At 68.3% G+C, this 24,382-nt stretch carries 29 protein-coding genes; 16 read left to right on the top strand and 13 right to left on the bottom strand.

From position 1 onward, the window contains the following. Nucleotides 1-120 precede the first annotated feature (120 nt). The 9 genes from LWJ43_RS00920 to LWJ43_RS00880 form a co-directional block, all read right to left on the bottom strand. Nucleotides 121-705, bottom strand: coding sequence for a hypothetical protein (locus LWJ43_RS00920; RefSeq protein ID WP_277330334.1), 585 nt, complete (start codon nucleotides 703-705; stop codon nucleotides 121-123). Between the two features lie 372 nt (nucleotides 706-1,077). Next, nucleotides 1,078-1,431, bottom strand: coding sequence for a PRC-barrel domain-containing protein (locus LWJ43_RS00915; protein WP_277330333.1), 354 nt, complete (start codon nucleotides 1,429-1,431; stop codon nucleotides 1,078-1,080). A 204-nt stretch (nucleotides 1,432-1,635) separates the two neighbouring features. Further along, a complete protein-coding gene (locus tag LWJ43_RS00910; protein WP_277330332.1) occupies nucleotides 1,636-3,531 on the bottom strand; it encodes a CASTOR/POLLUX-related putative ion channel in 1,896 nt (631 codons plus the stop codon). A gap of 708 nt (nucleotides 3,532-4,239) precedes the next feature. Then, nucleotides 4,240-4,596 (bottom strand): hypothetical protein, encoded by a 357-nt coding sequence (locus LWJ43_RS00905; protein WP_277330331.1) that lies wholly within the window; start codon nucleotides 4,594-4,596, stop codon nucleotides 4,240-4,242. A gap of 665 nt (nucleotides 4,597-5,261) precedes the next feature. Beyond that, nucleotides 5,262-5,600, bottom strand: coding sequence for an inner-membrane translocator (locus LWJ43_RS00900; RefSeq protein ID WP_277330330.1), 339 nt, complete (start codon nucleotides 5,598-5,600; stop codon nucleotides 5,262-5,264). Between the two features lie 109 nt (nucleotides 5,601-5,709). Beyond that, nucleotides 5,710-6,129, bottom strand: coding sequence for a DUF6221 family protein (locus LWJ43_RS00895; protein WP_277330329.1), 420 nt, complete (start codon nucleotides 6,127-6,129; stop codon nucleotides 5,710-5,712). Continuing rightward, entirely contained in the window at nucleotides 6,126-6,452 is a 327-nt protein-coding gene (locus tag LWJ43_RS00890; RefSeq protein ID WP_277330328.1) for a DUF6221 family protein, read from the bottom strand. Before LWJ43_RS00890 ends, LWJ43_RS00895 begins: the two co-directional genes overlap by 4 nt. After that, nucleotides 6,449-6,742: a hypothetical protein gene (locus tag LWJ43_RS00885; RefSeq protein ID WP_277330327.1), complete on the bottom strand. Its 294-nt coding sequence runs from the start codon at nucleotides 6,740-6,742 to the stop codon at nucleotides 6,449-6,451. The genes LWJ43_RS00890 and LWJ43_RS00885 overlap by 4 nt, the downstream gene beginning before the upstream one ends. A gap of 298 nt (nucleotides 6,743-7,040) precedes the next feature. Then, nucleotides 7,041-7,721, bottom strand: a complete 681-nt coding sequence (locus tag LWJ43_RS00880) for a GntR family transcriptional regulator (RefSeq protein ID WP_277330326.1) — start codon at nucleotides 7,719-7,721, stop codon at nucleotides 7,041-7,043. Between the two features lie 171 nt (nucleotides 7,722-7,892). Here LWJ43_RS00880 and LWJ43_RS00875 point away from each other — a divergent pair, with 171 nt between their 5' ends. From LWJ43_RS00875 to LWJ43_RS00830, 10 genes are all read left to right on the top strand, one after another. Next, a complete protein-coding gene (locus LWJ43_RS00875) occupies nucleotides 7,893-9,080 on the top strand; it encodes a 4-oxalomesaconate tautomerase (protein ID WP_277330325.1) in 1,188 nt (395 codons plus the stop codon). Beyond that, nucleotides 9,077-10,102, top strand: coding sequence for an amidohydrolase family protein (locus tag LWJ43_RS00870; protein ID WP_277330324.1), 1,026 nt, complete (start codon nucleotides 9,077-9,079; stop codon nucleotides 10,100-10,102). The genes LWJ43_RS00875 and LWJ43_RS00870 overlap by 4 nt, the downstream gene beginning before the upstream one ends. Nucleotides 10,103-10,176: 74 nt before the next feature. After that, entirely contained in the window at nucleotides 10,177-10,860 is a 684-nt protein-coding gene (ligK, locus tag LWJ43_RS00865; RefSeq protein WP_277330323.1) for a 4-carboxy-4-hydroxy-2-oxoadipate aldolase/oxaloacetate decarboxylase, read from the top strand. A gap of 20 nt (nucleotides 10,861-10,880) precedes the next feature. Beyond that, nucleotides 10,881-11,804, top strand: a complete 924-nt coding sequence (locus tag LWJ43_RS00860; RefSeq protein ID WP_277330322.1) for an amidohydrolase family protein — start codon at nucleotides 10,881-10,883, stop codon at nucleotides 11,802-11,804. A 54-nt stretch (nucleotides 11,805-11,858) separates the two neighbouring features. Further along, nucleotides 11,859-13,238 carry an MFS transporter gene (locus LWJ43_RS00855; RefSeq protein WP_277330321.1) on the top strand — a complete coding sequence of 460 codons (1,380 nt, stop codon included), beginning with the start codon at nucleotides 11,859-11,861 and terminating at the stop codon, nucleotides 13,236-13,238. Nucleotides 13,239-13,607: 369 nt separating this feature from the next. Further along, nucleotides 13,608-14,102, top strand: coding sequence for a hemerythrin domain-containing protein (locus tag LWJ43_RS00850; RefSeq protein ID WP_277330320.1), 495 nt, complete (start codon nucleotides 13,608-13,610; stop codon nucleotides 14,100-14,102). Nucleotides 14,103-14,612: 510 nt separating this feature from the next. Further along, nucleotides 14,613-14,849: an alpha/beta fold hydrolase gene (locus tag LWJ43_RS00845; protein ID WP_277330319.1), complete on the top strand. Its 237-nt coding sequence runs from the start codon at nucleotides 14,613-14,615 to the stop codon at nucleotides 14,847-14,849. A gap of 191 nt (nucleotides 14,850-15,040) precedes the next feature. Beyond that, nucleotides 15,041-15,343, top strand: coding sequence for a hypothetical protein (locus tag LWJ43_RS00840; RefSeq protein ID WP_462100857.1), 303 nt, complete (start codon nucleotides 15,041-15,043; stop codon nucleotides 15,341-15,343). A 9-nt stretch (nucleotides 15,344-15,352) separates the two neighbouring features. Beyond that, the gene (locus LWJ43_RS00835) at nucleotides 15,353-15,940 is read left to right on the top strand and encodes a TetR/AcrR family transcriptional regulator (protein WP_277330318.1); all 588 of its coding nucleotides are present in this window, start codon (nucleotides 15,353-15,355) and stop codon (nucleotides 15,938-15,940) included. Between the two features lie 118 nt (nucleotides 15,941-16,058). Further along, on the top strand, nucleotides 16,059-16,766 hold the full coding sequence (locus LWJ43_RS00830) for a type 1 glutamine amidotransferase domain-containing protein (protein WP_277330317.1): 708 nt from the start codon (nucleotides 16,059-16,061) through the stop codon (nucleotides 16,764-16,766). A 413-nt stretch (nucleotides 16,767-17,179) separates the two neighbouring features. On the opposite strand, the gene LWJ43_RS00825 is transcribed toward LWJ43_RS00830, so the two are convergent. Next, nucleotides 17,180-18,091, bottom strand: a complete 912-nt coding sequence (locus tag LWJ43_RS00825; protein ID WP_277330316.1) for a LysR family transcriptional regulator — start codon at nucleotides 18,089-18,091, stop codon at nucleotides 17,180-17,182. A gap of 114 nt (nucleotides 18,092-18,205) precedes the next feature. Here LWJ43_RS00825 and LWJ43_RS00820 point away from each other — a divergent pair, with 114 nt between their 5' ends. From LWJ43_RS00820 to LWJ43_RS00810, 3 genes are all read left to right on the top strand, one after another. Next, a complete protein-coding gene (locus LWJ43_RS00820) occupies nucleotides 18,206-19,018 on the top strand; it encodes an inositol monophosphatase family protein (RefSeq protein ID WP_462100856.1) in 813 nt (270 codons plus the stop codon). A gap of 47 nt (nucleotides 19,019-19,065) precedes the next feature. Further along, nucleotides 19,066-19,701 (top strand): NADPH-dependent F420 reductase, encoded by a 636-nt coding sequence (locus tag LWJ43_RS00815; RefSeq protein WP_277330314.1) that lies wholly within the window; start codon nucleotides 19,066-19,068, stop codon nucleotides 19,699-19,701. A gap of 110 nt (nucleotides 19,702-19,811) precedes the next feature. Next, the gene (locus tag LWJ43_RS00810; RefSeq protein ID WP_277330313.1) at nucleotides 19,812-20,987 is read left to right on the top strand and encodes an alpha/beta fold hydrolase; all 1,176 of its coding nucleotides are present in this window, start codon (nucleotides 19,812-19,814) and stop codon (nucleotides 20,985-20,987) included. A 306-nt stretch (nucleotides 20,988-21,293) separates the two neighbouring features. On the opposite strand, the gene LWJ43_RS00805 is transcribed toward LWJ43_RS00810, so the two are convergent. Next, a complete protein-coding gene (locus LWJ43_RS00805; protein ID WP_277330312.1) occupies nucleotides 21,294-21,767 on the bottom strand; it encodes an ArsI/CadI family heavy metal resistance metalloenzyme in 474 nt (157 codons plus the stop codon). An 82-nt stretch (nucleotides 21,768-21,849) separates the two neighbouring features. Here LWJ43_RS00805 and LWJ43_RS00800 point away from each other — a divergent pair, with 82 nt between their 5' ends. Genes LWJ43_RS00800 through LWJ43_RS00790 form a run of 3 tightly spaced genes read left to right on the top strand, consistent with a single transcriptional unit; the run spans nucleotide 21,850 to nucleotide 23,362 of the window. Then, nucleotides 21,850-22,230: an ArsR/SmtB family transcription factor gene (locus LWJ43_RS00800; protein ID WP_277330311.1), complete on the top strand. Its 381-nt coding sequence runs from the start codon at nucleotides 21,850-21,852 to the stop codon at nucleotides 22,228-22,230. After that, nucleotides 22,227-23,000, top strand: coding sequence for an aquaporin (locus tag LWJ43_RS00795; RefSeq protein WP_277330310.1), 774 nt, complete (start codon nucleotides 22,227-22,229; stop codon nucleotides 22,998-23,000). Before LWJ43_RS00800 ends, LWJ43_RS00795 begins: the two co-directional genes overlap by 4 nt. Next, the gene (locus LWJ43_RS00790) at nucleotides 23,000-23,362 is read left to right on the top strand and encodes an arsenate reductase/protein-tyrosine-phosphatase family protein (RefSeq protein WP_277330309.1); all 363 of its coding nucleotides are present in this window, start codon (nucleotides 23,000-23,002) and stop codon (nucleotides 23,360-23,362) included. The genes LWJ43_RS00795 and LWJ43_RS00790 overlap by 1 nt, the downstream gene beginning before the upstream one ends. 232 nt (nucleotides 23,363-23,594) lie before the next feature. Here LWJ43_RS00790 and LWJ43_RS00785 read toward each other — a convergent pair whose 3' ends face one another. Continuing rightward, complete coding sequence (locus tag LWJ43_RS00785) at nucleotides 23,595-24,008, bottom strand: hypothetical protein (RefSeq protein WP_277330308.1); 414 nt, start codon at nucleotides 24,006-24,008, stop codon at nucleotides 23,595-23,597. A 118-nt stretch (nucleotides 24,009-24,126) separates the two neighbouring features. Further along, on the bottom strand, nucleotides 24,127-24,354 hold the full coding sequence (locus LWJ43_RS00780; protein ID WP_277330307.1) for a hypothetical protein: 228 nt from the start codon (nucleotides 24,352-24,354) through the stop codon (nucleotides 24,127-24,129). Nucleotides 24,355-24,382: the final 28 nt, after the last annotated feature.

Here is a 24,382-nt window from a genome sequence, read left to right as displayed (position 1 = left end):
CCATTCTCTCGGTACGGGTAGTCACTCCGACCGCGAGTGTCCTGCTCAGGGACAGCGGAGCGGGCGCCGTCAACACCCGCGCCGCATCGGACGAAGGCCGGGAACCGCATGCAGGACATCTCATTCGTCCGGAAGCGAGAGCGGCCACGCCCAGAGCACATCGGCGGCGTCCCGTTCCCTGACGACCCTTCGATGACGTGATGCTTCGCGTTTCGTGCCCGAGTTGAGAGGGCGGTACCGGACCCAGTCCATCGGCACGACGTGGAGGGCCAGGGTCTCCGACGCGTTCTGCCGGTCGACCGCGTGTGCGAGCACCACGGCAAAGCGCTGGATACTCCACAAGCACTCCCAAGGCGGTCCGGTGACGACGGCTCCGGCGTCGGCTAGCTTCCGGCCGTATCCGTCCTCTGCGTCGAGTTCCATTTCCGCATGGACATCGTCGCCTCCGAAGAAATGGACGCAGCTACGCTGCAGACCGCGACTCATGTCCGACAGGCCCGCGGCCCTTCGGGAATCGCTGTCCTCGTGTGCGCGGGCCACCGCGAGCGGGAAGATGGCGGATTTTCCCCGGTCGATCACGGGGAATCCGAGATCTGTCCACTGGGGAGTCCTTTCGGAATTCCTGTGACCGAGAAGGCGTTCAAGCGCACGCATGACCGCAAGCCCGTCCGAGATCCAATTACTCTCCTCATCGACCCCGTTCACGAGGCCCCAGCCTCTGCCGCGGGATGGATCGGAGTGGTGTCGAGCCCCCGGGCGAAATCCTCCACGAGAACCTCACCCGGACGGATCGGCGCGACCTCGTCAGCGACGGTCAACGATCTCCACCTCTTCCATCCCGGCGTCCGTCCACCCGCCCGAGCTTGTTCTCACCACGCGTTGCATGGGAGGGCCGACCGAAGGAACGAGCTGTCGGCGCCACAACCGTTCGACGACCCTGTCACCGCCGAACGACCCCATCATGCAACAAGCGAACGACGCACGACGTCGGCTGCGGACACGGCCTTCCGCAGGAACTGCGGGCGGGGCGGGACGTAACAGACGTCCCGCCCCGCCCGCAGTTCCTACGGCGCCGGATCAGACACGGCGGTGGCGGCCGTAGTATTCGCCGGTCGTTCGGTGGAAGTCCGCGTCGCCGATGTGCTTCTCCTTGTCGAACTCAGGAGAATCCTTGATCTGGTCCTTCGTGAGGTCGACGTAGACCTTCCTGTCATCGCTGTCGATCCGGGTCACGGTGCCCGCCGGAAGCAGAACGTGCTTGCCGAAGATCCATACGCCGGTGTCGACCACCAGGTACGAGGAGGTGACGTCGTCCGAGTGCTTGTCGACCTTGCCGATGCTGCCGTCCGTCGCCTCTACCTTGTAGCCGATCAGGTCGGTGCCGGCGGTGTGGCCGACGCTCGGCTGGTATCCCCACAGGTTCTCGCTCATGACGAACTCCTTCATATACGCGGAAAGAAATGATGTATTCAACGTGGCGCCCGCACCGGGTCGCTCTGGCCTCCGGGCGGGCTGCCCTTTTCCTCAGCGACCGCTGACAGCCTGGTGCCCCACGTCATCCGTCGTATGTCCGCGAAACTAATTGTTTTCCGAGCCGAACAGAGGGAACTCGGGCAGCCTGTGCAGTGTCCACCGCTACCGGCTACGCCCGTCGCCGCTGACCGCGGCGGTCTCCCCCTCGGCGAAGACGACGACCGCGTCCTTCGAGCCGAATACGAGCGGGGCCGATCTGGACGGATTGAGGAAGATGCCGTAGGTGGGAGGCTCCTCATCGTGCTCGGCGAGCCGATAGCCCAAGGCGGTCTCCCCCCGTCGCCGTGCGGCTTCGATCACCGTGGCGAAATTCGCCTCGGCTCCAGGAATCACGTAGTTGGACGCCGGCTTGAGATAGATCTCCGAGCCTTCCGGATTGAACAGATCGGTGAACACGGCGTGCAGGTGGCGGTTCTCGGTGAGCTGGGTGAGCAGCAAGCTGATCACCTTGGTGCTCACGATGAAGTCGTCGGCCTTGGTGACCTGGGCGACCTCGCGGTTGCCGTCGTCGTTCATCTCCGTGACGATCGAATACGGGTCACCGAGCGACTCCTCGATGTCCCGCAGGTGGAGCAGGGTCACCAAGGTCCGGTCGTCCGCGGGTCCGGGGGCGACGGTGTCATCCGAGAGCACGACGATGTGCTGGTAGCCACCCAGATCCAGGGCCTCCAGAGAGGATCGCCGGGTCGGCTCGCAGACCTTGAACCCCACTGTGAGGTTGACGAGCGCGTCGCTCGGGATTGCCTCCGGCTGTCGCGGCGCTGCGATGTCGAGCGTCGAACCGGGTTGAACGAAGCTGTCCAGCAGCGTCACCAGCTTCGCGGTACGGGAGTTCTCGCCGATCAGAATGGTTCGGTCGAGCGTGGGCGACTGGGCCGGAGCCGATGTGATCGCCGACTCGGCGATCGCCGGGCGGGCCTCACAGAGCCGGATGAGCAGATCGTCCTCGGCGACGACGAGTATCTGGTCGCCGGGACCGATGACGGTTTCCATCGGCGGATTGACCAGCACGTCACCCGCGCGGACACGCAGCCCGACCGGGATGCCGAGATCGAAGGCGTTCAGTGCGAGCCCGTACGCCGAACCCACCAGGGCGGGCTCCTCGTGGAAGTAGAACTCGTTGCCGACGAAACTCAGCAGTTCGTTGAAGACCGCCGAGAGGCCCGTCTGCCGGTGCGCCTGCGCGATGAGGCGGACCGCGATGTCCTCGGCGTCGATCACCAGCGCCTCCCCGCCGGCGGCCAGTTGGGCGGCTGCCAGGTTCTCGGAGTCGTGGACCGCGGCCACGACCTGTGGACGGCTCCCGGTCCAGCGCCGGCTGTGCAGAAGGAGGAGGGCCTTGATGACGTCGATGTCACGGTCGACGCCCTCGGGCGGCAGCACCATGATCGACTTGGCGGTGTCCGGGCTGACGAGTTCCAGGTCCGCCCGCACGAGTGGATTACCGGAGCGGCAGATCACGCGTGTGCTCCCGCTGTCGGGGATGCGGGCGCGGATCGCGTCCTCCATGGAGATCTTGTCCCGGTCCGCGAGGACCACCACGCATGAGCGGCGTTCGCTCTGGTTCGCCTCGACGAGCTCGGCGACCACCGTGAAGACCTGGTCCGACCAGCCGAGAACGATGGTGTGTCCGTGCTCGATGAGCTGTGACCGGCCCTTGCGCAGCTCCTGGAGCTTCTGGTTCAGGCCGGTGGTCAGGACACCGATGAGCGCGCTGACGATGAAGATGCCGCCGAGCGTCACCGCCAGCATCAGGCCGAGGAACATCGGGCCGCCGGTGTCCCCGCCCATGGTGCCCGGATCGAGGGTCCGCAAGAGGCTCATCCACGCGACACCCAGCCAGCCGCCGTTGCCCTCCGCGTCGGTATCCGTGAACAGGACGACCAGGGTCGAGGCCAGCACGATGAGTACGACCGACGAGAGGGCCAACCAACTGATCAGGGCCGGCGTCCCCCGGTCCATGGTGCCGTCGAACCAGTACCTGAACCGAGTTCGCAATCTGTCTCTCATCCCCTTCGCCCTCCCCTTGTCCTCTTGTCTCCGGACAGCCGCGACATCCGTCGTCCCGGTCATGGCGAAGCACAGTTGATCATTCTCCCAGTCCCATCAGGGCTTCCGGGCAACGGAGCGCAGACCAGGGCCGGTTCAGGCCACGCAGCCTGGCCGGAGAAGGAGCCACTCCCGAGACGCACGGTCCGATCCGACATGCACGCCGCCGGTACCACCGGCAAGCGTTGAACACTTCGGCTGTCCAGAAGTGGTGTTGGCCAGGTTCCCCGCCCCATGGCAACCGAGCCTGTCGGGTGCGGGCGGCAGAACCGTTGACCGACGTTCCTGCGGTTTCGGTGCGCGCGAGCGCCGGCCAGCCTTGTGAGGGGAGGACGGGCGTCACAGGGCGCGGTCGATGAGGACGAGCTGGTCGCGCGCGAGCTGTTCACGCTCCCGCCCGGACCGCGACGCCTGCCAGGTTGTGGGTGAGCGTCCGGATGCCGATACGAGATGTACCAGGAGCGCAAGACGCCCGGCGCTGTCGGCGCGGGCGAAGGTTCTTGACCAGGCTGACTGTGGGGCGGCGGCACGGCGCCGTGATTTCACTGCGGATCGAAATGAGCTGGAAGGTGATGACGCGTCAGCCCGTCGAAGCATGACTGACTCGCTGTCGCCGTTGGTCGGCCCCGTGACGCGGACCCCCCGGCATCTGCCCGCTCAGACTCCTGCCGCTGGCCCGAACCGGCTGCGTTCCTGGCGCACGCGCCTCGTCATGACGACACCAGGGATGGCGACCGCCAGCAGGACCGGGACCGCGGCTGCGATTCCGAACCAGAGAAAGAGGGCGAGATATCCGAGTGAGGCCTTCGCGGTGTCCTTGTCCGCCTGCACAAGAAGGACAAGGCTCGCCACGAAAGCAAGCACCATGAGGCTACCGACGATGATGGCGGACCAGAGAAGGATGCCGGCCCATCTCCGGTAGCCGACGCTGATGTTCCGAACCCGTGGCGTCCCGTACCCCCTGGACGCATCGGGCATCCGGGGCGGGCGGTGAGCTGGCCACTGTTCAGACATGGGGCCCGTTCTACTGTGTGCGGCGCTGAAAAGCCACCCCGCTCGCCACAGAACGCGCTGAGGCGGTGTGCTCCCGATTCGGAACCGTGCGGGCCGGTCCGGTGCGCCGTGGCCAGCCCCCCGTCGAGTGACCGCGCCCGCGCCCCTTATCCCTTCCCGATTCCGGGGGCGAGTTCCTCAGCCTCTGCCGTGGTGACACTGCGGCGTGTCCGCTGCGGGTCCACGCTGATCGACCACGGCCGCCCCCTGCTGAGAACGATCCTCCACGATCAGTCGGAAGGCCGTCGGAGGAGTCCCACGGCCACCCGTCGCGGTCACCATGTCCCATGCGCAGGCTGATGTCGTTCCAGCGGTTCTGGCGTAGCGCGACCAGGGAGGCGAGGGCCAGGAGGGTGTAGCAAGGGTTACGGGTATCCCGATGCTGTCCGGCGACTGCCCGCCGCCACCGACGTGCAACCCGGTCCGGGTACCCACTCCACAGCCGCCGCTTTACGCGGACACGCATGTGCGATCCTGGGCAGCGATTCACCTGAGAAGTGCTCCCCGACTCTGCGGTCGTAGCGTCCTCAGAGATCGTGTCGTTGCAGGTCAGCCCCACCTCTATCTCTCATGCTCACGCTACGAACAGCACACTTCATGAAAGCGCGAGGCTGAAGGGGTACGGATCAGAGCCAGATCTCGAGCGTGTGGAAGGTCAGGAAGGCGCAGAGCGTCAGCTGTACCGCCCCGAGGGTTCGGTGCGCGAATCGCAGCAGCACGACGGCTGTTGTGCCGGCCGCCAGGGCCAGAGTGCCGAAGCCCAGTACTGGCGCCCAGTCCATGGGCGGCACGCCGGTCGCTGTCTGTCCGGTGCCGGCGTCCATCCGGCCCAGCCCCCGGACGGCGAGCGCGATGACGACCAACAGGGCGGCCGCCGCATCCACCACCAGTACGAGAAGCAGGAGGCAACCTGCGGTGAGAGCACCGTCTCTGCCGGAGGGTTGCTTGTCGTCGAGTTCGGGCATGGCTTGACGATCGCCTCCTACACCGCAGGGATGAGCGCCCGGCGCCACCACTGATCGACGAACGGGAACGACCTTGGGGGACACTGGTGCGCGGTCGTGGCACGTGTGGCTATGGGTGCCACTGGGGCTGGTAGTCCGGGTGGTCGGCGTATGCCTGCGCGAGGTGCCGCACTGCCATGTCGACGGCCATGCGTTGGATGGCCCTGTACTGGTTGAGCGCGTCCGTGAGCCCGTCATCGGTCTCGGGTGTCGTGTACTGCTTCAGCAGGCCTCGTGTCGCCTCGACCTCGCGCAACACCTGCGCGGGGTCGTGCAGGGCGATGTGTTCGGTGCGGGCGGCGTCCTCGTCGGACCCGCCCACTTCGGGGCCGGTAGTGACCAGCGGTGGGACGTCGTCGTCCAGAGAGGCCGTGCAGTAGATGCCCGTTCCCAGTGCTCTCCAGTCCGCACTCGTGCCGCCGGCGGCAGCAGCGGCTGCCTCCTGCTCGTCGAGACGAGCTCGGAGGAAGGCAAGCAGTTCGGCGGTCATGTAGGAGTTCCGGGCTGAGTGGCGGGTTCCTCGTCGTGCGGATAGTCCTGGTGCTCGACGTAGGGCGCGGCAAGCAGCCGAAGCTGAAATTCGGCGTTCCGGCCGCCCGGCCCCGCGGTTCCCAGGTACGGCACCACGGTGTCCTCAAGCAACGCGAGGCGTGCTTCAGCGGCGGCGACGGTGAAGCGGGCGTGCTTGGCGGCGTCCTCGGGCTCGACGCCGAAACGTTCAGGCTGCGTGACCACCACGTTGCCGGCGAAGCGAGCCTTCTCCAGTTCCTCGTCGAAACGAGCCCGGACAAAGGCAACCAAAGCGGCGGTCATGCGCAGCTCCTTGAAGCGCGGGGCCTGGCCCACGCCTGGCTGACCTGTTCCATGCCGGCGGTGCCGTCGCTGCCGATGCCGGGGTGGATCCGCTGCCGGACGCCGTCCTGCATCATGGGGACCTGGATTTCGCTCCATGGGGACGGCCCCGAGCGGGGGAGCGCCTTGATGTGCTCCCTGACGGTGTCGCACCGGACGGCTCGCTGGCCCCGGATCGTGCTGCGGAGGGCCCTGTGCGGGTAGCCCGCCTCCTCGCGGGCGACCTGTTCAGGGTGGTGGATCTCGATCATGCAGGTCTCCCGGGTCGGTCGGCCATCGTCTTCGACTGTCACGGCTTCTTTGCTTCTGATCGTAAGAGTGGCCGGTGTGCTGCGTGGCGAGCATCTTCAGCGCGATGCCCCGACCCGCTGCGAGAGGTCGAGGCGGGCGTGTCGTGAAGCCGCAGTTCGCGCCTGCACCGGCTCACCCTCCGCCCGCATCCGATGCCGCACCGGGGTCGTCGGCAGTGCATCCGTCCACCGACTCAAGTGATGACCACGCGAACAGTGGGCCGCGTGCCTCGTCGGCTCGCCCGTCGCGGTCGGCGGTTCATGTGCGGGTCGGTACCGGTGCGGATGACGTGGCGGCCGACGACCGCAGTTGTTCGATCACGTCGTCCAAGTGCGCGGCAGCAGCCCGTGCCGCTGCCGTGGCGTCACCGCTGACGATCCCGTCGATGATGTCCAGGTGCTGCTGCAGTGACTGGGCGGGACGGCCGGGGCGCAGGGCCAGCCGGAACTGGAAACGCACCATCGGCCCGTTGAGCCGGTCGAGCTGGCGCCTGGCGACCTCCTGGCCGCTGGCCTCGACCACGAGTTCGTGCAGGCGCTGGTTGAGGGCGGAGTAGGTGTGCACCGCCCCGTCCGCGACGGCCTGCCGCATCTCCGTCCCTATCCGGCGCAGCTCCGTACGCTGTACCTCGTTCGCCTGCGTAGCGGCCTTCATGGCGCACAGTTGCTCCAGCGCGGAGCGGCACTCGGTGATCTGTATGGCCTCGTCGACGGAGACCGCCCGGATGCGGGCGCCGCGGCGGGGGATGATTTCGACGATCTCCTCGGCGGCCAGGTCCTGCAGGGCCTCGCGGACGGCGCTGCGGGTCGTCCCGTAGGACTCGGCGAGGTCGTTCTCCACGAGTCGCTGTCCGGGTACCAGGTCCCCGGAGCGCAAGGAGTGCCTGATGGCGTCGGTCACGTACTGGCGTCCGGCTGCGCCCGTCAGCTTGTCCGTCAACTCGTTCGACCTCTTTCGTCGGCAGGTCTGTGCAGGTGAAGCCTAGAGCCTCGTGGGGACTCCGGACGCGCCCCCGGCGAACTTCTTTTGTAATTTCTTCAAACATCTTGTCAACAATCTGGTTGATGACCTAACTTCCTCTGCGTATCCCCAGTTGACGAAGGAGTGCCGATGCCTGCCGAAGCAGTTGCCCGGCCCCGCGGAGCCCGCCGTCATGGCTCCCAGACCGCGATCCCGTGCCTGTTCATGCGAGGCGGTACGTCGCGTGGGCCGTTCTTCGACGCACGACTGCTGCCCGAGGACACCGGGCTCCGTGACGCCGTACTGCTGGCCGCGATGGGATCACCCGACCCGCGCCAGATCGACGGCATCGGCGGTGGGCACCCGCTGACCAGCAAGATCGGCGTCGTGGGACCGGGCACGGAACCCGGCCTCGACGTGGAGTGGACCTTCGTCCAGGTGCAGCCCGGCGGGGACACGGTCGACACCTCCTCCAACTGCGGCAACATGCTGGCCGCAGTGCTGCCGTTCGCCGTCGAGACCGGCATGGTCGTCCCCGACGCCGACCGCACCACCGCCCGGGTGCGCACCCGCAACACCGGCATGGTCGCCGAGATCACCGTCGACACCCCACTGGGCACGGACGGGGCGCGGCACGTCGACTACCGGGGCCAGGCGCGTATCGACGGTGTCCCCGGCACCGCCGCTCCGGTCGAGATCGGCTTCCTGGACACGGCCGGCTCCGTCGCCGGCTCCCTGCTCCCCACCGGGCGTACGCGCGACACCGTCGAGGTTCCCGGGGTCGGCGCCGTCGACGTCACCCTGATCGACAACGGCCAGCCCCTGGTGATCGTGGCAGCCGAGCGCCTGGGCGCCACCGGTTACGAGACGCCGTCAGAGATCGACGCCGACGACAGGCTCAAGGCCCGTGTCGAGAGCCTGCGCCTGATCTGCGGTGAAGCCATGGGCCTGGGCGACGTCACGGAGAAGAACTACCCGAAGATGACGCTGGTGGCGCCGCCGCGTCACGGGGGCACCCTCTCCACGCGCAGCCTCATTCCACGGGTCTGCCACCAGTCCATCGGCGTGCTCGCCGCCGTCACGGCCGCGACCGCCTGTGTACTCGAAGGCAGCGTCGCCCGCGACGTCGCCGCCGATGTGTCCGGCACGGAACCCACGGTCTCCGTCGAGCACCCGTCCGGAGAGTTCAGCGTCACCCTCGGCCTCGCCCCGGACGTCCCCCAGCGGGTCACCCGCTCCGCGCTGCTGCGCACCGCCCGCCTCATCATGGCCGGCGACCTGCTCGTACCCCGTTCCCTCTGGGACCCCGCCCCCACCACTCAGGAGAACACCGCGTGATCATCGACGTCCACGGCCACTACACGACGGCGCCGGCCCCGCTGGGGGAGTGGCGTGAGGCCCAGATCGCCGCGCTCACCGACCCGGCACGGGCACCCGACCGCGCAGGGCCCGCCATCAGCGACGACCAGATCCGCGAGTCCATCGAGACCAACCAACTGCGCCTCATGGACGAGCGCGGCATCGACGTCACCGTCTTCTCCCCCCGCGCCTCGTTCATGGCCCACCACATCGGCGACTTCGCCACCTCCTCCGCCTGGGCCCGCATCTGCAACGACCTGTGCCACCGCGTCGCCGAGCTGTACCCCGGGCGATTCGCCCCCGGCGCGATGCTGCCGCAGTCACCGGGAACCGATCCGGCCACCGTCGTCCCCGAGCTCGAACGCGCCGTGCTGGAGCTGGGCGCCGTCACAGTCAACATCAACCCGGACCCCTCCGGTGGCCACTGGACCGCACCGCCGTTGACCGACCGGTCGTGGTACCCGGTGTGGGAGAAGCTCGCCGAGCTGGACGTGCCGGCCATGGTTCACGTCTCCACCAGCTGCAACGCGGCCTTCCACACCACTGGGGCGCACTACCTCAACGCCGACACCACCGCGTTCATGCAACTGCTGACCGGCGATCTGTTCGCCGACTTTCCCGAGCTGCGCCTGATCGTCCCGCACGGCGGCGGGGCCGTGCCCTATCACTGGGGCCGATTCCGGGGCCTGGCACAGGCGTTGGGCAAGCCGGAGGCGGTGGAGTCACTCCTGCGCAACGTCTTCTTCGACACCTGCGTCTACCACCAGCCAGGCATCAACCTGCTGCTCGACGTCGTCCCGCACGGCAACGTCCTCTTCGCCTCCGAGATGATCGGGGCCGTCCGCGGCATCGACTCGCGCACCGGCCACCACTTCGACGACACCCGCCGCTACGTCGAGAACGCGGGCCTGTCCGACGAACAACTGACCGCGGTCCAGGAAGGGAACGCCAGGCGCGTCTACCCCCGTCTGGACGCCCGCTTGACCTCCCAGGGCCGCTGAGCCCGGGCCTCGTCCCCACACGGCCTGGTCCCGCTCTCGCATCGATCGCCCACGACAACGCAAGGAGTCACACCATGCACGAACTCGGAGTCGTCCACCGCGGCATACAACGCGCCGACCGCGCGGCGGTCCAAGCCCTGTCCCGGTTCGGGGTCGCCACGGTCCACGAGGCCATGGGCCGACTCGGCCTGATGCGTCCCTACATCCGGCCCGTCTACGAGGGCGCGAAGCTCTGCGGCACCGCTGTCACCGTGCTGCTGCAGCCCGGCGACAACTGGATGCTGCATGTGGCCGCCGAGCAGGTCCGGGAGGGCGACGTGGTCGTCGCCGGCTGCACGACCGAGAGCGAGGACGGCTTCTTCGGCGAGCTGCTCGCCACCTCCCTCCGCGCCCGCGGGGCCGAAGGGCTGGTCATCGACGGCGGCTGTCGCGACATCGACGAGCTGCGGCAGATGGACTTCCCCGTCTTCTCCCGCGCGATCAACGCCAAGGGCACCGTCAAGGCCACGCTCGGTTCGGTCAACGTTCCCGTCATCGTCGCCAACGCGCTGGTCAACCCGGGTGACGTGATCGTCGCCGACACCGACGGCGTGGTCGTGGTCCCCGCTTCCCAGGCCGTCGCGGTGGCCGAGGCGGCCGCAAGGCGCGAGGCCGCCGAGGAGGGCAAGCGGGAACGGTTCGGGGAGGGGGAACTGGGGCTGGACATGTACGCCATGCGCGGACCCCTGGCCGAGCTCGGCCTGACCTACGTCGACTGACGGCACGAGGAGCACTCCCGATGACTGACCAGGCCTTCGCCATCACCCAGGGATGGCTCGACTGGTACCGCGGCCCCACCACCCCCGCGTTCACGCTGCCGGCCGGGGCGGTGGACGCCCACTGCCACGTGTTCGGCCCCGCCGCCGAGTTCCCCTTCGCGGCCGAACGCAAGTACACGCCCGTCGACGCTTCCAAACACGACCTGTTCGCCCTCCGCGACCACCTCGGCATCGCGCGCAACGTCATCGTGCAGGCCACCTGCCACGGTGCCGACAACAGTGCCCTGGTGGACGCCCTGCATACTGCCGGCGACCGGGCCCGCGGGGTGGCGACCGTGCGCCCCGACGTCAGCGACGAGGAGCTGCGGCGCCTGCACGACGCCGGAGTGCGAGGGGTGCGATTCAACTTCGTCCGACGCCTGGTGGACGCCGCGCCCACCGAGGCACTGGCGGCCGTCGCCCGCAGGATCGCACCGCTGGGGTGGCACGTCGTCCTCTACTTCGAGGCTCCGGACCTGGCCGACCTGGAGACGTTCTTCGCCTCCCTGCCCGTCCCGCTCGTCATCGACCACATGGGCCGCCCCGACGTCACACGGAGCCCGGACGGGCCCGAGTTCGCCCGTTTCCTGCGCTTCGTCGAGACCAACGACGTCTGGGTCAAGGTCTCGTGCCCCGAGCGCCTGACCGTCACCGGACCGCCCGCCCTGGACGGCGAGCGCCACTCCTACCGTGATGTCGTGCCGTTCGCCCGCAAGGTCGTCGACGAGTTCACCGACCGGGCCCTGTGGGGCACCGACTGGCCCCACCCCAACCTCAGGAACCACATGCCCGACGACGGTCTGCTCGTCGATCACATCCCGCATGTCGCCACGACCACCGCCCGGCAGCAGGCCCTGCTGGTCGACAACCCCCGGCACCTGTACTGGCCGGAAGCGGCCGGCTGACCGCGAACCACCGGCCCCGCAACGGTGCCGCGTCCCCACCCCCAGGAGCGTGCAGTGCAGCACACACCCGCCACCAACGCGGCCAACCGGCTCGACCGGTTGCCCATATCGAAGTTCCACAAGACCGCCCTCTACGCGGTGGCGTTCGCATACTTCTTCGAGTTCGCGGACATCAACACCTTCGCCATCACAGCCCCCGTGGTGCGTGAACAATGGGGCGCCGATGTCAACCACATCGCCTATGTGATCTCGTTGTCCTTCGTCGGCATGTTCTTCGGGGCCGTCGTCGCCGGCGGACTGGCCGACCGGCTGGGACGCCTGCGCATGCTCGTCACGAGCACGGTCTGGTTCACCGCGTGGTCCTTCGCGTGCGTCTTCGCCTGGGACCTCTGGTCCCTGGGTGTCTTCCGCGTGATGACCTCGGCGGGACTGTCCGCGATGACCGTCGTCGCCGTCGTCTACATCAGCGAGCTCTACCCGCGCGCCAAACGCGGCAAGTTCCAGGCGTACGCCATCGTCATCGGTATCTGCGGCACCCCTGTCACCAACCTCATCGCCTCCGCGGTGGTGCCGCTGTCCGACTGGTCCTGGCGTCTGGTCTACCTGTGGGGCTCTCTCGGCGTGCTGTTCCTGTTCTTCGTGCGGAAACTCGAGGAGTCCCCGCAGTGGCTCGAGTCCCGCGGCCGCCACGAGGAGGCCGACGCCGTCCTGACGCGCATCGAGGCGGGCGTGGCAGCCGAGCACGGTGAGTTGAGCGCCGCACAGGAACCGCAGCCGCAGGGCCCGGCCGGCAGGTCCGGTCTGGGCATGCTCAAGGAAAAGAAGTTCCTGTTCCCCACGGCCCTGCTGTCGGTCCTGTGGATCACCCAGACCATCGGCTTCTTCGGCTACTCCAGCTGGGCGCCGACGCTGCTCGCCGCCGAGGGCGTCAGCGTGGAGGACTCGATCTTCTACGTGGCCCTGACGACGGTCGGCGCACCGCTCGGCTCCTTCCTCGCGGCGATGGTCACCGACCGGTTCGAGCGCAAGTGGTCCCTGGTGGTCTTCGGGCTGGTCATCGCCGTCACCGGTTTGATGTACGGGCTCACGTTCACCCCGCTGCTGATCGTCGTCTTCGGGTTCCTGGTCAACCTCTTCGAGCGCGGCTACACCGCCCTGGCCTACGCGTACTCACCGGAACTCTTCGACACCCGGGGCCGATCGCTCGGCACGAGCATCGCCTACGGCCTGGGACGACTGTCGAACGCGGCCGGCCCGCTGATGATCGCCGGTATCTACAACGGCGTCGGCTACGAGGCGGTCTTCATGTTCATCGCCGGAACCTGGACCGTCGGAGCCATCGTGCTGGCCGTCTTCGGCCCTGCCACGCGCCGCCACCGGCTGGCGGCAGAGGCCGCGGCCCTGGAGAAGCAGAAGGCCGTACCGGCATCCTGAACGCCGGAGTCACAGCAGGCGCACCCAGGGTGGGGGTGTGCCGGATCGACCGATCGAGGGGGAGCCCGCCAGTTCACGCTTCCTCAAGCTGAATGGACGGTCGCTCCCCCGCACCGAGCGCGCCGAAGACCTCCGCTGCGCGGCCGAACCGGCGCATCACGGGTTCTCTCGATGAGGTTGCTCCTTAAGCCTCAGCAGGGACGCGCATCACGGTGCCGGCAGACGCGTACCGCAACTCGTCCAGCACCGACCGCTCGGTCAGGACCGTGACGCGTGACCGGTGGAAGCAGCGAGATGCGGTGGCCGTTCTTGCTTGTCGTCGCCTCTCCGGGGTACCAGCGGAGCACTGGCCGAGGAGAGGAGTTCGTGGTGTCCGAAGCGCGTGACGTGGTGGCCGTGATTCTCGAGGACCATCGCACCATGGAGGAGCTGCTGCGGCGTATGCGGAGCGTCGAGGACGACCGCAGGGCGGCCCTGCATGATTTCGCCGCGCTCCTGATCGCCCACGCGGAGGCGGAGGAGGCCGAGGTGTACCCCGCGCTGAAGCGCTTCCGGAACGTGGACGACGAGGAAGTGGAGCACGGCGAGGAAGAGCATCACGAGGGCAACAAGGCGCTCCTCGCTCTGATGGAGGTGGAGGAGGTCAACTCCGACGAGTGGGACGAGAAGCTCGAGGAGCTCGCGACGGCCATCACCCACCACATCGACGAGGAGGAGCGCACGATCCTCAACGGAGCGCGGGCGAACGTACCGGACGCACGTCGCGCCGAGCTCGGCGCGGTCTTCCTCCGGGACAGGGAGAAGCACCTGAAGGCGGACTGCGGGAACATCGACAACGTCCGGGCGGTCGTCCAGGCGCAGTGAGTCTCACAGCTGCGGGTGGCACCCATCCGGACAGACTGACCTTGTCCATCCTGATCAGCCGGAGAGTTTCAAGGGTGACAGCTCGGAGGACGGCGGTGATCCGGGTGGTGCCGCAGCGGACTTTCCGCAGAGCCGCCAGGACTCGAGGATCGTCATGGCGCGTTCGCCCGGGCTGCGGACGGGCTCCGCACCTCGACGGGTACGACGACCACGGCCACGGACGGGCATCCGTGCCGCTCCCTGCCCGCCATCACGGTCTGCGTCTCGTCACCGTCACGGCTGAGGAACTGGACCGCCTCCCGTAGGTCTTCGCGGACCGGCTCACCGAGGCTTCGGCCGGCTGAGGCCGGAGAAAGCCGGTTCCGACGCCCTGGAAGAGCCCGAGGCAGCACCGGCCCATGATTTCGACCATGGCAGGGAACGTCATTGCCGCCGGTGAGGAGGGCGGATGACGGCCCTCTACCCAACTACGCCGCAGTGAAATTGTGGGTACCGCCGTGACGTGGCTACATGTACGACTCGGAGGAGCAGGTGCACGGCGACCACTGGAGCGACTGGACGGCCAGCACCTGCACCGCCCTGCTGATCCATGGCACCAAGGGCATCATCCCGCCCGAGCAGGTGCGCGCCATGGTCGAGCGTCGCCCCGGCACCGTATCGACCGAACTGGACGGCGACCACATGCTTCCCACCACCGCCCCGGACGCGTTCGCCACCGCAGTCCGCACCTTCCTGGCCACGATCTAGTGCCGCATCAGGCTGCGTTCGCCTCGCCGTGACGTTGGCGAAAACTGTCCTGCCGTTCGCGAGGTCGGCCGAATGTCTCGCGGTGGCGCTTCAGCCGAAGTCGCCGGCGGAAGTGAGGCCCTCGACGAAAGATCCGAAGTCCGCCGGAGGGGGCTCAGGCGTCCAGAATCCACGTGGCTGAACGTGTGCGCGTGCGGAAGATCGATGACGACGAACCCGCACCCACCTCACCGACCCCGGCGCCCGTACCCACCCGCCCCGAGCGGCGCGCCCGTAGCGCTGCCCGCGCGCGGGCCGGCACCACCCTCCTCATCGCCCGCGCCGTCCAGGAAGAAGCCGAGCGAGCCGGCGGGGACGAGGAGGCGGCCCTGCAAGCGCTGATCAAAAGGGCTGTCCCCGATGTGATGCACCTGCTCAACGAGACCCGGGCCCAGATCCTCGTGGACGTCCTCGACCACCGACCACGACTAGACGACCGGTCTAGTTGGAGATAGGGTAGGTCCATGCCAGTCACTCAGGGCGACACTCGCCGCAGCATTCTCGACACGGCTCAGCGGATCATGTCCCGCAAGGGGTTCGCCGCGGTCGGGATCAATGAGGTCCTCTCCGGGGCCGGAGTGCCGAAGGGGTCCTTCTACCACTACTTCGACTCCAAGGACGCCTTCGGTGAGGCGATGATGCGGTCGTACTTCAGCGACTACCTCGCGGACATGGACCGCATCCTCGGCGAGCCGGGCGCGACCTCTGCGCAGCGGCTACTGGACTACTGGCAGAGCTGGCGCGAGACCCAGAGCGTCGATGACTGCCAGGGCAAGTGTCTGGCCGTGAAGCTCGGCGCGGAGGTCTCCGACCTGTCGGAGTCGATGCGGCTCGCTCTGAAGGAGGGCACCACCGCCATCGTCGACCGCCTGGAGCGGGCGATCGCCGCCGGTCTGGAAGACGGTTCGCTCGCGATTGATGATGACGCCCGTACCACCGCGCAAGTCCTGTACGACCTGTGGCTCGGCGCAAGCGTCATGGCCAAGATTCACCGCGACACCGGCTCCCTGGCCACCGCTATGACGGTCACCCGCCGGCTCCTGCATCTGTAGTACCTTCCGCCCCCCGGCGCCACCACCACACCGCGCGTTCGGGCGGTCTGATGTCCACCTCTAGACGACCGGTCTACTCGTGGAAGTGGCCGGTTCACCATTCGAAGGAGCAGTAATCATGAAGGTTCTCATCGTCCTCACCTCGCACGACGAGCTCGGCGACACCGGCAGGAAGACCGGCTTCTGGCTGGAGGAGCTGGCCGCCCCCTACTACCGCTTCCGGGACGCCGGCGTCGGCCTCGTGCTCGCCTCTCCGCAGGGTGGCCGGCCCCCGCTGGACCCCAAGAGCAATGAGCCGGCCAACCAGACCGACGAGACTCGCCGCTTCGAAGCGGATCCCGAGGCCATGGCCGCTCTCGCCCACACCGTGCGCCTCGACTCCGTCGCCGCCGACGACTTCGACACCGTCTTCTACCCCGGCGGTCACGGCCCCCTGTGGGACCTGGCCGAGGACGTCACCTCCGTCCGCCTGATCGAGACCACTCTGCGCTCCGGCAAGCCGCTCGCTCTGGTCTGCCACGCCCCCGGTGTTCTGCGGCACGCGGTGAACGCGGACGGCACGCCGCTGGTGCAGGGCAAGAAGGTCACCGGGTTCACCAACAGCGAGGAAGAGGGCGTCCAGCTCACCGAGGTGGTCCCCTTTCTGGTCGAGGACGAACTCGTCCGGCTCGGCGGCGACTACTCCAAGGGTGACGACTGGGCGCCGTACGTCCTGCGGGACGGCCTGTTGATCACGGGGCAGAACCCCGCCTCCTCCGGGCCGGCCGCCGACGCGCTCATCGGACTCGTCACCAAAATCGCCGCGACCGGCAAGGCCGACGTGTGAGCGCTACGTCGTGATGCTGCGCGAGTGGCCTGATGACCCCGCCGGGCTGGAGGCCTGCACGGCCCTGGCCCGGGCGGGCCCGCCCGGGCCACCCGGTCAGTCCGGCGCCGTCGGATACGGCGTGATCCAGACCCTGGAGGGCGAACCGTGGGACGGCGTCCTGATCCGCCGGTTCCCACGGCCGAGCCGGTACGTGCCTGGTGCGGCAGCCCGGCCTGCCAGCAGGCAGCGACGACCACCCTGGCACTGACCTTCATCGCCATGCCCCACAAGGTCCGTTGACCGCGCAGCGCATCTCCTGATGCGCCGTCGCCTCGGCCCGCGGGGACCTGCACCCTCAATCCGCAGTTGCGACGGGACGGCCGTGTTACGCCTTTTGACGGCGCCTTCGGCTGGGTCGGATGCCGTGATCTTCAGATGCCCGTCGGTGCAAACAGCGCCTGGACGGTTTCGGTGGCCAGGTCACGTAGCCAGAGGTGGGCGCGATCGTCGTCGTAGCGCTGGTGCCACAGCAGGTACAACGAGACCTCGGGCACCAGGAGTGGCAACGGCATTGTGATCAGGCCGAGTTGGTCCCGGGTCGAGCGGGTGACCGCGTCGGGGAGGGTGACCACCAGGTCGGTGTCGCGGGCGAGTTGCAGCGCGAAGGCGGCGGTGGGCCCGGCGGCGACGACGCGTCGTTCGAGGCCGTGCGCGGCCAGTGCGTCGTCGATCGGGTCGTGCAGGCTTCCGCGACGCGAAATGGTGAGGTGTTCGGTGGCCGCGTAACGCTCGGGGCTCGGCACGCCCTCGGTGAGCGGGTGGCCTGGCCGGACCGCGACGACCAGCCGGTCCGTACCGATGTGGCGGTGGCGGATGTCGGGGAGTGCCGGCTCGCTGGAGCTGGATTCGAGGTCAACCTCCCCTCGGCGCAACTCGGCGTCGTCTGTGCCGGGTTCGGCGGAGAGGCGCAGTCGAACGCCTGGCGCCTGTTGGTGGACGGAGGTGATCAGAGCGGTGCCGCAGGCCGCGGTCAGGGCGTCGTGCCACCGCACGGTGAACACCCGGTCCAGAGCTGTCAGGTCAAGTTCCTCCTGCGCCGACAGAAGGTGGTGGGCCTGTTGCACGAGCGTATGGACCTCAGCACGCATGGCCAGTGCGCGGCTGGTGGGGACCATGCTGCGGCCGGTGCGGACCAGGATCTGGTCACCGGTTGCCTTGCGGATGCGGCCCAGTGAGCGGCTCATCGCCGGTGCGGTGACGTGGAGGCGGGTCGCGGCGCCAGTGACACTGCCCTCCTCCAGAAGGGCATCCAGGGCCGTGAGCAGGTTCAGATCCAGTTGCATGAAAGTAACTCTACAAGTGCAAAGCATGCACTTGCCGTCAATTGTCGGGCGGCCTATTTTCGAAGGGCGGGGCGAGAGAATCCCTCCGCTTCCACTTATCCCAGGGACCCGACCATGAGCCAAGTCATGCCTTTTCCCACCGACGCCTCGCTCATGTCCGATGTGACGGCCGCGGTGAAGACCGCCGGTCTCACGCTGCGCGACCGCTCCACCTCGCACGCCCGCGGCGTGAGTCTGAACGAGGTCGTCAACGAGATCCACGCCAACGACGACGCCGTACTGGACGCTCTCCGAGAACCGCTGCTGCAGGCCCGGGACGGCTCGCAGTGGGCCGAGGACGAACTGGCCGGTGGTGCGCTTCCGCCCGGGGAGTGGTGGGTCGTCGACCCCGCCGAGGGCAACATCAACCACGTCCACGGCATGGAGGACTGGGCCGTCACCGCCACTCTGGTCCGCGACAACCAGCCGGTGCTCACCGTCGTCCACCTGCCATTGACCGGCGATACCTACACCGCGGTCGTCGGCGGCGGTGCCCGCCTCAACGACCGACCCCTGAAGGTGTCAGCCAAGACCGACCTGGGCGCCGCACTCATCGGCACCGGTCAGGCCAAGCCTGGCGAGGACCACCGCACCTTCCGGCGGATCGGCGACTCCGTCACCGCCATGCTCGTCAACGGCCTGGTCGTGCGTGTTTCCGTGCCCGCCACGATGCAGCTCATCCATGTCGCCGCCGGACGGATGGACGCGTTCTGGCAGTTCTCCGACGTCCGCTCCGGCCTGGTCGCCGGCGCGCTGCTGGTCTCCGAAGCCGGAGGCACCGTCACCGATCTGGCGGGCGACCCCTGGCACACGGGCAGCCGCGACTTCCTGGCCGCCGCCCCTGGCGTCCACGCCGCCGCCCTCAAGGTCTTGGCGCCCATCGTCTGACCGGACGCCCCGCTCTTTCCACCCGATCCCACAAGGAGCATCACCTCATGACCAACATCGGTATCCTGGGCGCCGGCCGCGTCGGGACCAACCTGGCCGACAAGCTCGCCGCAGCCGGGCACCATGTCACCCTGGGCGCCCGAAGCCCAGAAGACACCACGGCCCACCCCGCCCCGCGGATCACCATCGCCGACCAGCGCACCACCGCCGGTACCACCGACATCGTGATCAACGCGACGCCCGGCGACAGCTCCCTGGACCGGCTCACCGACCTTCGCACCGAGCTCTCCGGAAAGATCCTCATCGATGTCTCCAACGCCACCCGTGACGGCGATGACGGTCTGCCCGGCGACTTGTGCTACCCCGGCAGCAGTCTCGCCGAGAAGCTCCAGGCCGCGCTCCCCGGTACACACGTGGTCAAGACGCTCAACACCATGCTCTTCATGGTCATGGCCGCGCCGGAAACCCTGGCCACCCCACCGACCGTCTACGTCTCAGGCGACGACGAGAACGCGAAGAAGACCGTCACCGGCCTGCTCGGCGACCTGGGCTGGCAGCCCGCCTGGATCGAGGACCTCGGTGACATCCGTACAGCCGGCGCCACCGAGGCCATGATCCTGGTCGTGCCCCACATCCTGCGCCGACACGGGTTTCAGCCCTTCGCCGTCTCCCTCGCCCGCTAGCCTTCCCGCCTGAGATCCTGGCGTCTCATACTGACCGGACAGGTCGCTCGAATCGCGGCCGGCTGACGATCGCTTGACCTGAACCACGGTCCAGGGGCGAGGCTTGAGGCATGAGTGAGGATGAGCTGTTCGGTATCGCGGACGTCTCGGCCTGGACCGGTCTGGCGCCCGACACGTTGCGGTACTTCGAACGTCAGGGGGTCGTACCGTCTCCACGGCGCGACATTGCGGGGCGTCGCCAATACACCACGGCCGACGTCGAGCTGATCCGCATGTTGGTTCATCTCCGTGAGACCGGGATGCCGCTGGCCGATATCGCGCAGTTCACAGGCGTCGACGACAAGGTGGCTGATCCGGCGAGGCTCCGAGTGGAGTTGCTGACGGCGCATCGCCGTCGCGTCCACGACAGGCGCGAGCAGCTGGACCGTGCGCTCGATGTGATCACTCGGAAGATCGCGGACTTCACTGATCGGATCACGAGTTCGGTGGACCTGCTCGACCGGCCGGACTGCACGATTGCATTCGGTGTCCAGGGCGAGGGGCCACTGCTGTTCCTCGTCGGCGCACCGGCTGGGCGGGCCGGTTTCGCAGCTCTGGCGCATGAGCTTGCGGGCCGGTTTACCGTCGTCACCCACGATCCGCGTGGTATCGGTGCCAGCCGCGCGGTCCCAGGGATGGCTGCGCCCACGCCCGAGGTCCTTGCCGCGGACCTCGCTGCGCTTGTCGACAGGTTCACCGGAGAGCCCGCTCTTTTTGTCGGCACCAGTGGTGGTGCCGTGACGCTGCTGGAGCTGGCCAAGCAGCGTCCTGAGATGGTCAGCCGGGCCGTCTTGCATGAGCCGCCCCTCGTGTCTCTTCTGGATGACGCAGACCTGGCGGACCGGGCCGCAGCAGCGTTCAAAGCTGCGGAGGCTGATCCTCAGCGGGCAGTGCAGGAGTTCTTTGACCTCAGCGGCGCTGCCCACCACACAGGACCGGATCAGATGCCTCCCGCCCATATGGCGCTACCCGAGCTACCGGGCGAGGAACTCGACAAGAACCGCTACTTCCTGGGGCGGATGGCCGGCCCCACGGTTTTCTACGTCCCTGACATCGAGGCCATCCGTCGTGTCTCGGTGACGCTGTGCGCTGGTTCGCTGAGCCATCACCAGATGGCGCGCCGGGCGACCCAGGCACTTGCTGAGCTTCTGGGGGTACCTCTGATCGACATGCCCGGCAACCACCTCGGCGCAAGCGCCGAGCCGGCAGACTTCTCCCACGTCCTCGGGCCCCTGCTCGAACTCTGAACACAACCCGCGGGCCCCTCCTGGGCCGGACGGCCCAGGAGGGGCCTTGCCCTGTCGCACTTCAACGCCGTACTGACTCCGCGCGACCACCTGAACGTTGTAGGACTCGTCGTCGAGGACGAGCGGCCGAGCAGCGAAGGTCACCGTTCGGTTCCAGGGGATGCGGTCACCCTCGCGAGGGCCCCACGGGCGGCGCGCACCCGACTCAGAGGTCTGCGACGGCGGTGCGGATCGCGCCCCTGCGGGTGCTATGAGATCGGGGCGAGGGCGGGGAGGACGAGCCGTAAGGAGGGGGAGCGGCGGCGTTCAGCTGCCGCAGGCGCAGCCGGAAGCCGCCGGCACGGGCTCGGTGCTCTCCTCCTGTCCGGCGCAGCAGGCGTCACCGCCGGCGACGACGCTCTTGCCCGGCTGGTCGGCGTCGGCCTTGACGACGTACACCTCCCACGGCTCCTTGCCGGGGCCGGTGACCCACACCTTGTCCTGGAGGGCGTAGCAGCACGAGGTGTCGTTCTCCTCGAGGGTCGTCAGCCCAGCGTCCTTGAGCCGGGTCGTGGCGGCATGGACCTGCTCGGTGGAGGCGACCTCCACGCCGAGGTGGTCCAGGCGGGTGTCCTCGCCGGCTTCGCCCTCGATGAGGACGAGCTTGAGCGGGGGCTCGGTGATGGCGAAGTTGGCATAGCCGTCGCGGCGCTTGGCCGGCTCGGTGCCGAAGAGCGTGGAGTAGAAGGTGATCGACGCCTCGAGGTCGGCGACGTGCAGGGCGAGCTGGACACGGGACATGGCGGTCTCCCAACTGCTTGTTTCGACATCTGTCGATACAGTCGACGTTGCCACCAGGATCGACGGCTGTCAATATTGAGGAATGTCGAAACAAGCTGCTCTGTCGATGCTCGGACAGGACGACGCCGCGTGCTGCGCGCCGATGGTCCGCGAGCCGCTCGGCGAGGAATCCGCGACCGAGCTGTCCCGGATGTTCAAGGCGCTGTCGGACCCGATCCGGCTGCGGCTGCTGTCGCTGATCGCCTCCCACGAAGGCGGCGAAGCGTGCGTGTGCGACCTCATCGGCCCCTTCGACGTCTCCCAGCCGACGATCTCCCACCACCTGAAGGTGCTGCGCGAAGCCGGGCTGGTCGGCTCCGAGCGGCGCGGGACCTGGGTGTACTACTGGGTGCTCCCCGAGGCCCTGGCGAAGCTGTCCGCCCTGCTGGAGATCCCCGCCTTCTCCGCGAAGACGCCCGCGTGAGCACGTCCGTGCCGCTGCTGCGGCGGGCCGCCGTCGAGGGGCTGGGGGCGGCCGCGCTGGTCACGGTGGTGGTCGGCTCCGGGATCCAGGCCACTGAACTGACCCGCGACGTCGGGACGCAGCTGCTGGCCAACTCCCTGGCCACGGTCTTCGGTCTCGGCGTGCTCATCGCCTTCCTGGGACCGGTTTCCGGAGCGCACTTCAACCCCGCGGTCACTCTGGCCGCCTGGTTCACCGGCCGCCGCACCCGCGAGGGCCTCGGACTGCGCGACGTCGCCGCGTACGTGCCCGCCCAGGTGGTCGGGGCGATCGCCGGTGCGGTGCTTGCCGACGCCATGTTCGGAAAGCCGCTGGTGGCCTTCTCCACCCATGAGCGGTGGGCCGGGCACCTGTGGCTGGCGGAGGTCGTGGCCACCGCCGGACTGGTCTGGCTCGTCTTCGGCCTGGCCCGCGCCGGCAGCGCGCACCTGGCGCCGCTGCTCGTCGCCTCCTACGTCGGCGCGGCGTACTGGTTCACGTCATCCACCTCCTTCGCCAACCCGGCCGTCACGATCGGCCGGGCTTTCACCGACACCTTCGCCGGTATCGCCCCCACCTCCGTGCTGCCCTTCCTCGCCGCCCAGCTGTGCGGCGCCGCCGCAGGGCTCGGTCTGGTCACCGTCTGCTTCGGCCGCCCGGCTGCCGTGGGGGAAGCGGAGGTTCCGGTCCCCGACGACGGGCGGCACCCTCCCAGTCCTGACCGTTCCACCGAAGGAAGCGCCCTGGTCTGATGGACACGCCCGCCGTTGCCTCCGTGCTGTTCGTCTGCGTGCACAACGCCGGCCGCTCGCAGATGGCCGCCGCCTTTCTCACCCACCTCGCCCACCTCGGCGCAGACCGGGTCCAGGTCCGCTCCGTCGGGTCCGCCCCCGCCGGAACGGTGAACCCGGCTGTCGTGGAGGCCTTGGCCGAGGTCGGCATCGACATCTCGGCCGAGACCCCGAAGGTCCTCACCACCGCGGCGGTGCAGGCCTCGAACGTGGGCTCGATCTCCCGTGCCACTAAGCGACTCCGCGATGCCTGGAACGAATTCCTCCATGTAATCGCGTTGTCCCAGGTGAATCGCGGATTCCGGAACTTTCCCCAAAGGTGATATATCGACCCCGTCGAGCCTGCCGCATTCTTCAAGATCGGACAGCGCGTGCGGGAGAGCCTCCCAGGTCACCCGGGATCTCTCGGGTGGCGCCGGCACGGCGAGCAGGTCACCCGTCACTCTGGCTTGAGTGTCGGAGAGCAGGTCCACGACGACGACGGCCCCCGCAAGCAACTTCCGCTCGCGGGGGCCGTCGAATGAGGTGAGGGAGCCCCGGCCGGGCGCGCGGTGATCAGCCGTTGAGCGGGAGGTCGTAGCGGGTCCACGAAGACCAGTTGCCGTCGTGGTCACGGTTGCGGCCCCAGTACTCCGCGGTCTGGTCGTAGTAGAACACCCTGAAGGTCCAGGGGTCGCTGGTTTCGTAGTCGTAGGCGCGCACCGTGCTCCACGCGTTCCCGCCCATGGACATCCACCCCGACCAGTCCCCGTCGGAGTCGGTCCAGCGGGTCCACACCGCACGGTCGGTACCGACGACGAACTCCTGCTTCGTACCGTCGGGCAACTTGTAGCTGCTCACGCCGTATTCGCAGATGTAGACGCCGCCTCCGCGCGAGCAGTTACTCGCCTCGGCCGGCGTGGCCACCACCGATACACTCACGACCGCGGCGGCCACAATCACGGCTGCCTTCAGCTTACGGACCAGCATGACTCTCTCCTTCGGATGTGCGACCGGCCCGTTCGGGCACGCGCGCGGTGCTGACAGCAGACTCTCCACCTCGTGGCCATCCTGATCAGGACACGATGCTGGCCGAAGAGACAGGGCCTCAGGCGCGCGGCGTCCGCCGACCCACGCCCCACTCGCCGAGCGGCGCGGCGAGGTCGGACTCGGACAGCTGGTAGCCGAAGACCGTGGTCGCGTGCGGGGCGGGGGCGGAAACGGGCTGTCCATGGTCTGCCTCGGACGCCTGGCCGGTGGCCACGGCCGCGGCCGCGATGACGACGGCACCGGCCAGGGCCATGGCACCGGCAAGCGACGTGATCTTCTGCTTCATGTTCGCTCTTACCTTTCGCTCTGCTCGA

Origin of the sequence: Streptomyces sp. JH34 (assembly GCF_029428875.1) — a bacterium.
GTDB lineage: Bacteria > Actinomycetota > Actinomycetes > Streptomycetales > Streptomycetaceae > Streptomyces.
Note: the sequence above shows the minus strand (reverse complement) of the source record. Positions and strands in the feature narration are given on the sequence as shown.

Excerpts from the sequence above, each read along its gene's own strand:
- LWJ43_RS00915 (WP_277330333.1), bottom strand. The coding sequence starts at position 1,431 with ATGAGCGAGAACCTGTGGGGATACCAGCCGAGCGTCGGCCACACCGCC.
- LWJ43_RS00905 (WP_277330331.1), bottom strand. The coding sequence starts at position 4,596 with ATGTCTGAACAGTGGCCAGCTCACCGCCCGCCCCGGATGCCCGATGCG.
- LWJ43_RS00900 (WP_277330330.1), bottom strand. The coding sequence starts at position 5,600 with ATGCCCGAACTCGACGACAAGCAACCCTCCGGCAGAGACGGTGCTCTC.
- LWJ43_RS00895 (WP_277330329.1), bottom strand. The coding sequence starts at position 6,129 with ATGACCGCCGAACTGCTTGCCTTCCTCCGAGCTCGTCTCGACGAGCAG.
- LWJ43_RS00890 (WP_277330328.1), bottom strand. The coding sequence starts at position 6,452 with ATGACCGCCGCTTTGGTTGCCTTTGTCCGGGCTCGTTTCGACGAGGAA.
- LWJ43_RS00885 (WP_277330327.1), bottom strand. The coding sequence starts at position 6,742 with ATGATCGAGATCCACCACCCTGAACAGGTCGCCCGCGAGGAGGCGGGC.
- LWJ43_RS00875 (WP_277330325.1), top strand. The coding sequence starts at position 7,893 with ATGCCTGCCGAAGCAGTTGCCCGGCCCCGCGGAGCCCGCCGTCATGGC.
- ligK (WP_277330323.1), top strand. The coding sequence starts at position 10,177 with ATGCACGAACTCGGAGTCGTCCACCGCGGCATACAACGCGCCGACCGC.
- LWJ43_RS00860 (WP_277330322.1), top strand. The coding sequence starts at position 10,881 with ATGACTGACCAGGCCTTCGCCATCACCCAGGGATGGCTCGACTGGTAC.
- LWJ43_RS00845 (WP_277330319.1), top strand. The coding sequence starts at position 14,613 with ATGTACGACTCGGAGGAGCAGGTGCACGGCGACCACTGGAGCGACTGG.
- LWJ43_RS00835 (WP_277330318.1), top strand. The coding sequence starts at position 15,353 with ATGCCAGTCACTCAGGGCGACACTCGCCGCAGCATTCTCGACACGGCT.
- LWJ43_RS00830 (WP_277330317.1), top strand. The coding sequence starts at position 16,059 with ATGAAGGTTCTCATCGTCCTCACCTCGCACGACGAGCTCGGCGACACC.
- LWJ43_RS00825 (WP_277330316.1), bottom strand. The coding sequence starts at position 18,091 with ATGCAACTGGATCTGAACCTGCTCACGGCCCTGGATGCCCTTCTGGAG.
- LWJ43_RS00820 (WP_462100856.1), top strand. The coding sequence starts at position 18,206 with ATGAGCCAAGTCATGCCTTTTCCCACCGACGCCTCGCTCATGTCCGAT.
- LWJ43_RS00815 (WP_277330314.1), top strand. The coding sequence starts at position 19,066 with ATGACCAACATCGGTATCCTGGGCGCCGGCCGCGTCGGGACCAACCTG.
- LWJ43_RS00810 (WP_277330313.1), top strand. The coding sequence starts at position 19,812 with ATGAGTGAGGATGAGCTGTTCGGTATCGCGGACGTCTCGGCCTGGACC.
- LWJ43_RS00805 (WP_277330312.1), bottom strand. The coding sequence starts at position 21,767 with ATGTCCCGTGTCCAGCTCGCCCTGCACGTCGCCGACCTCGAGGCGTCG.
- LWJ43_RS00800 (WP_277330311.1), top strand. The coding sequence starts at position 21,850 with ATGTCGAAACAAGCTGCTCTGTCGATGCTCGGACAGGACGACGCCGCG.
- LWJ43_RS00790 (WP_277330309.1), top strand. The coding sequence starts at position 23,000 with ATGGACACGCCCGCCGTTGCCTCCGTGCTGTTCGTCTGCGTGCACAAC.
- LWJ43_RS00785 (WP_277330308.1), bottom strand. The coding sequence starts at position 24,008 with ATGCTGGTCCGTAAGCTGAAGGCAGCCGTGATTGTGGCCGCCGCGGTC.
- LWJ43_RS00780 (WP_277330307.1), bottom strand. The coding sequence starts at position 24,354 with ATGAAGCAGAAGATCACGTCGCTTGCCGGTGCCATGGCCCTGGCCGGT.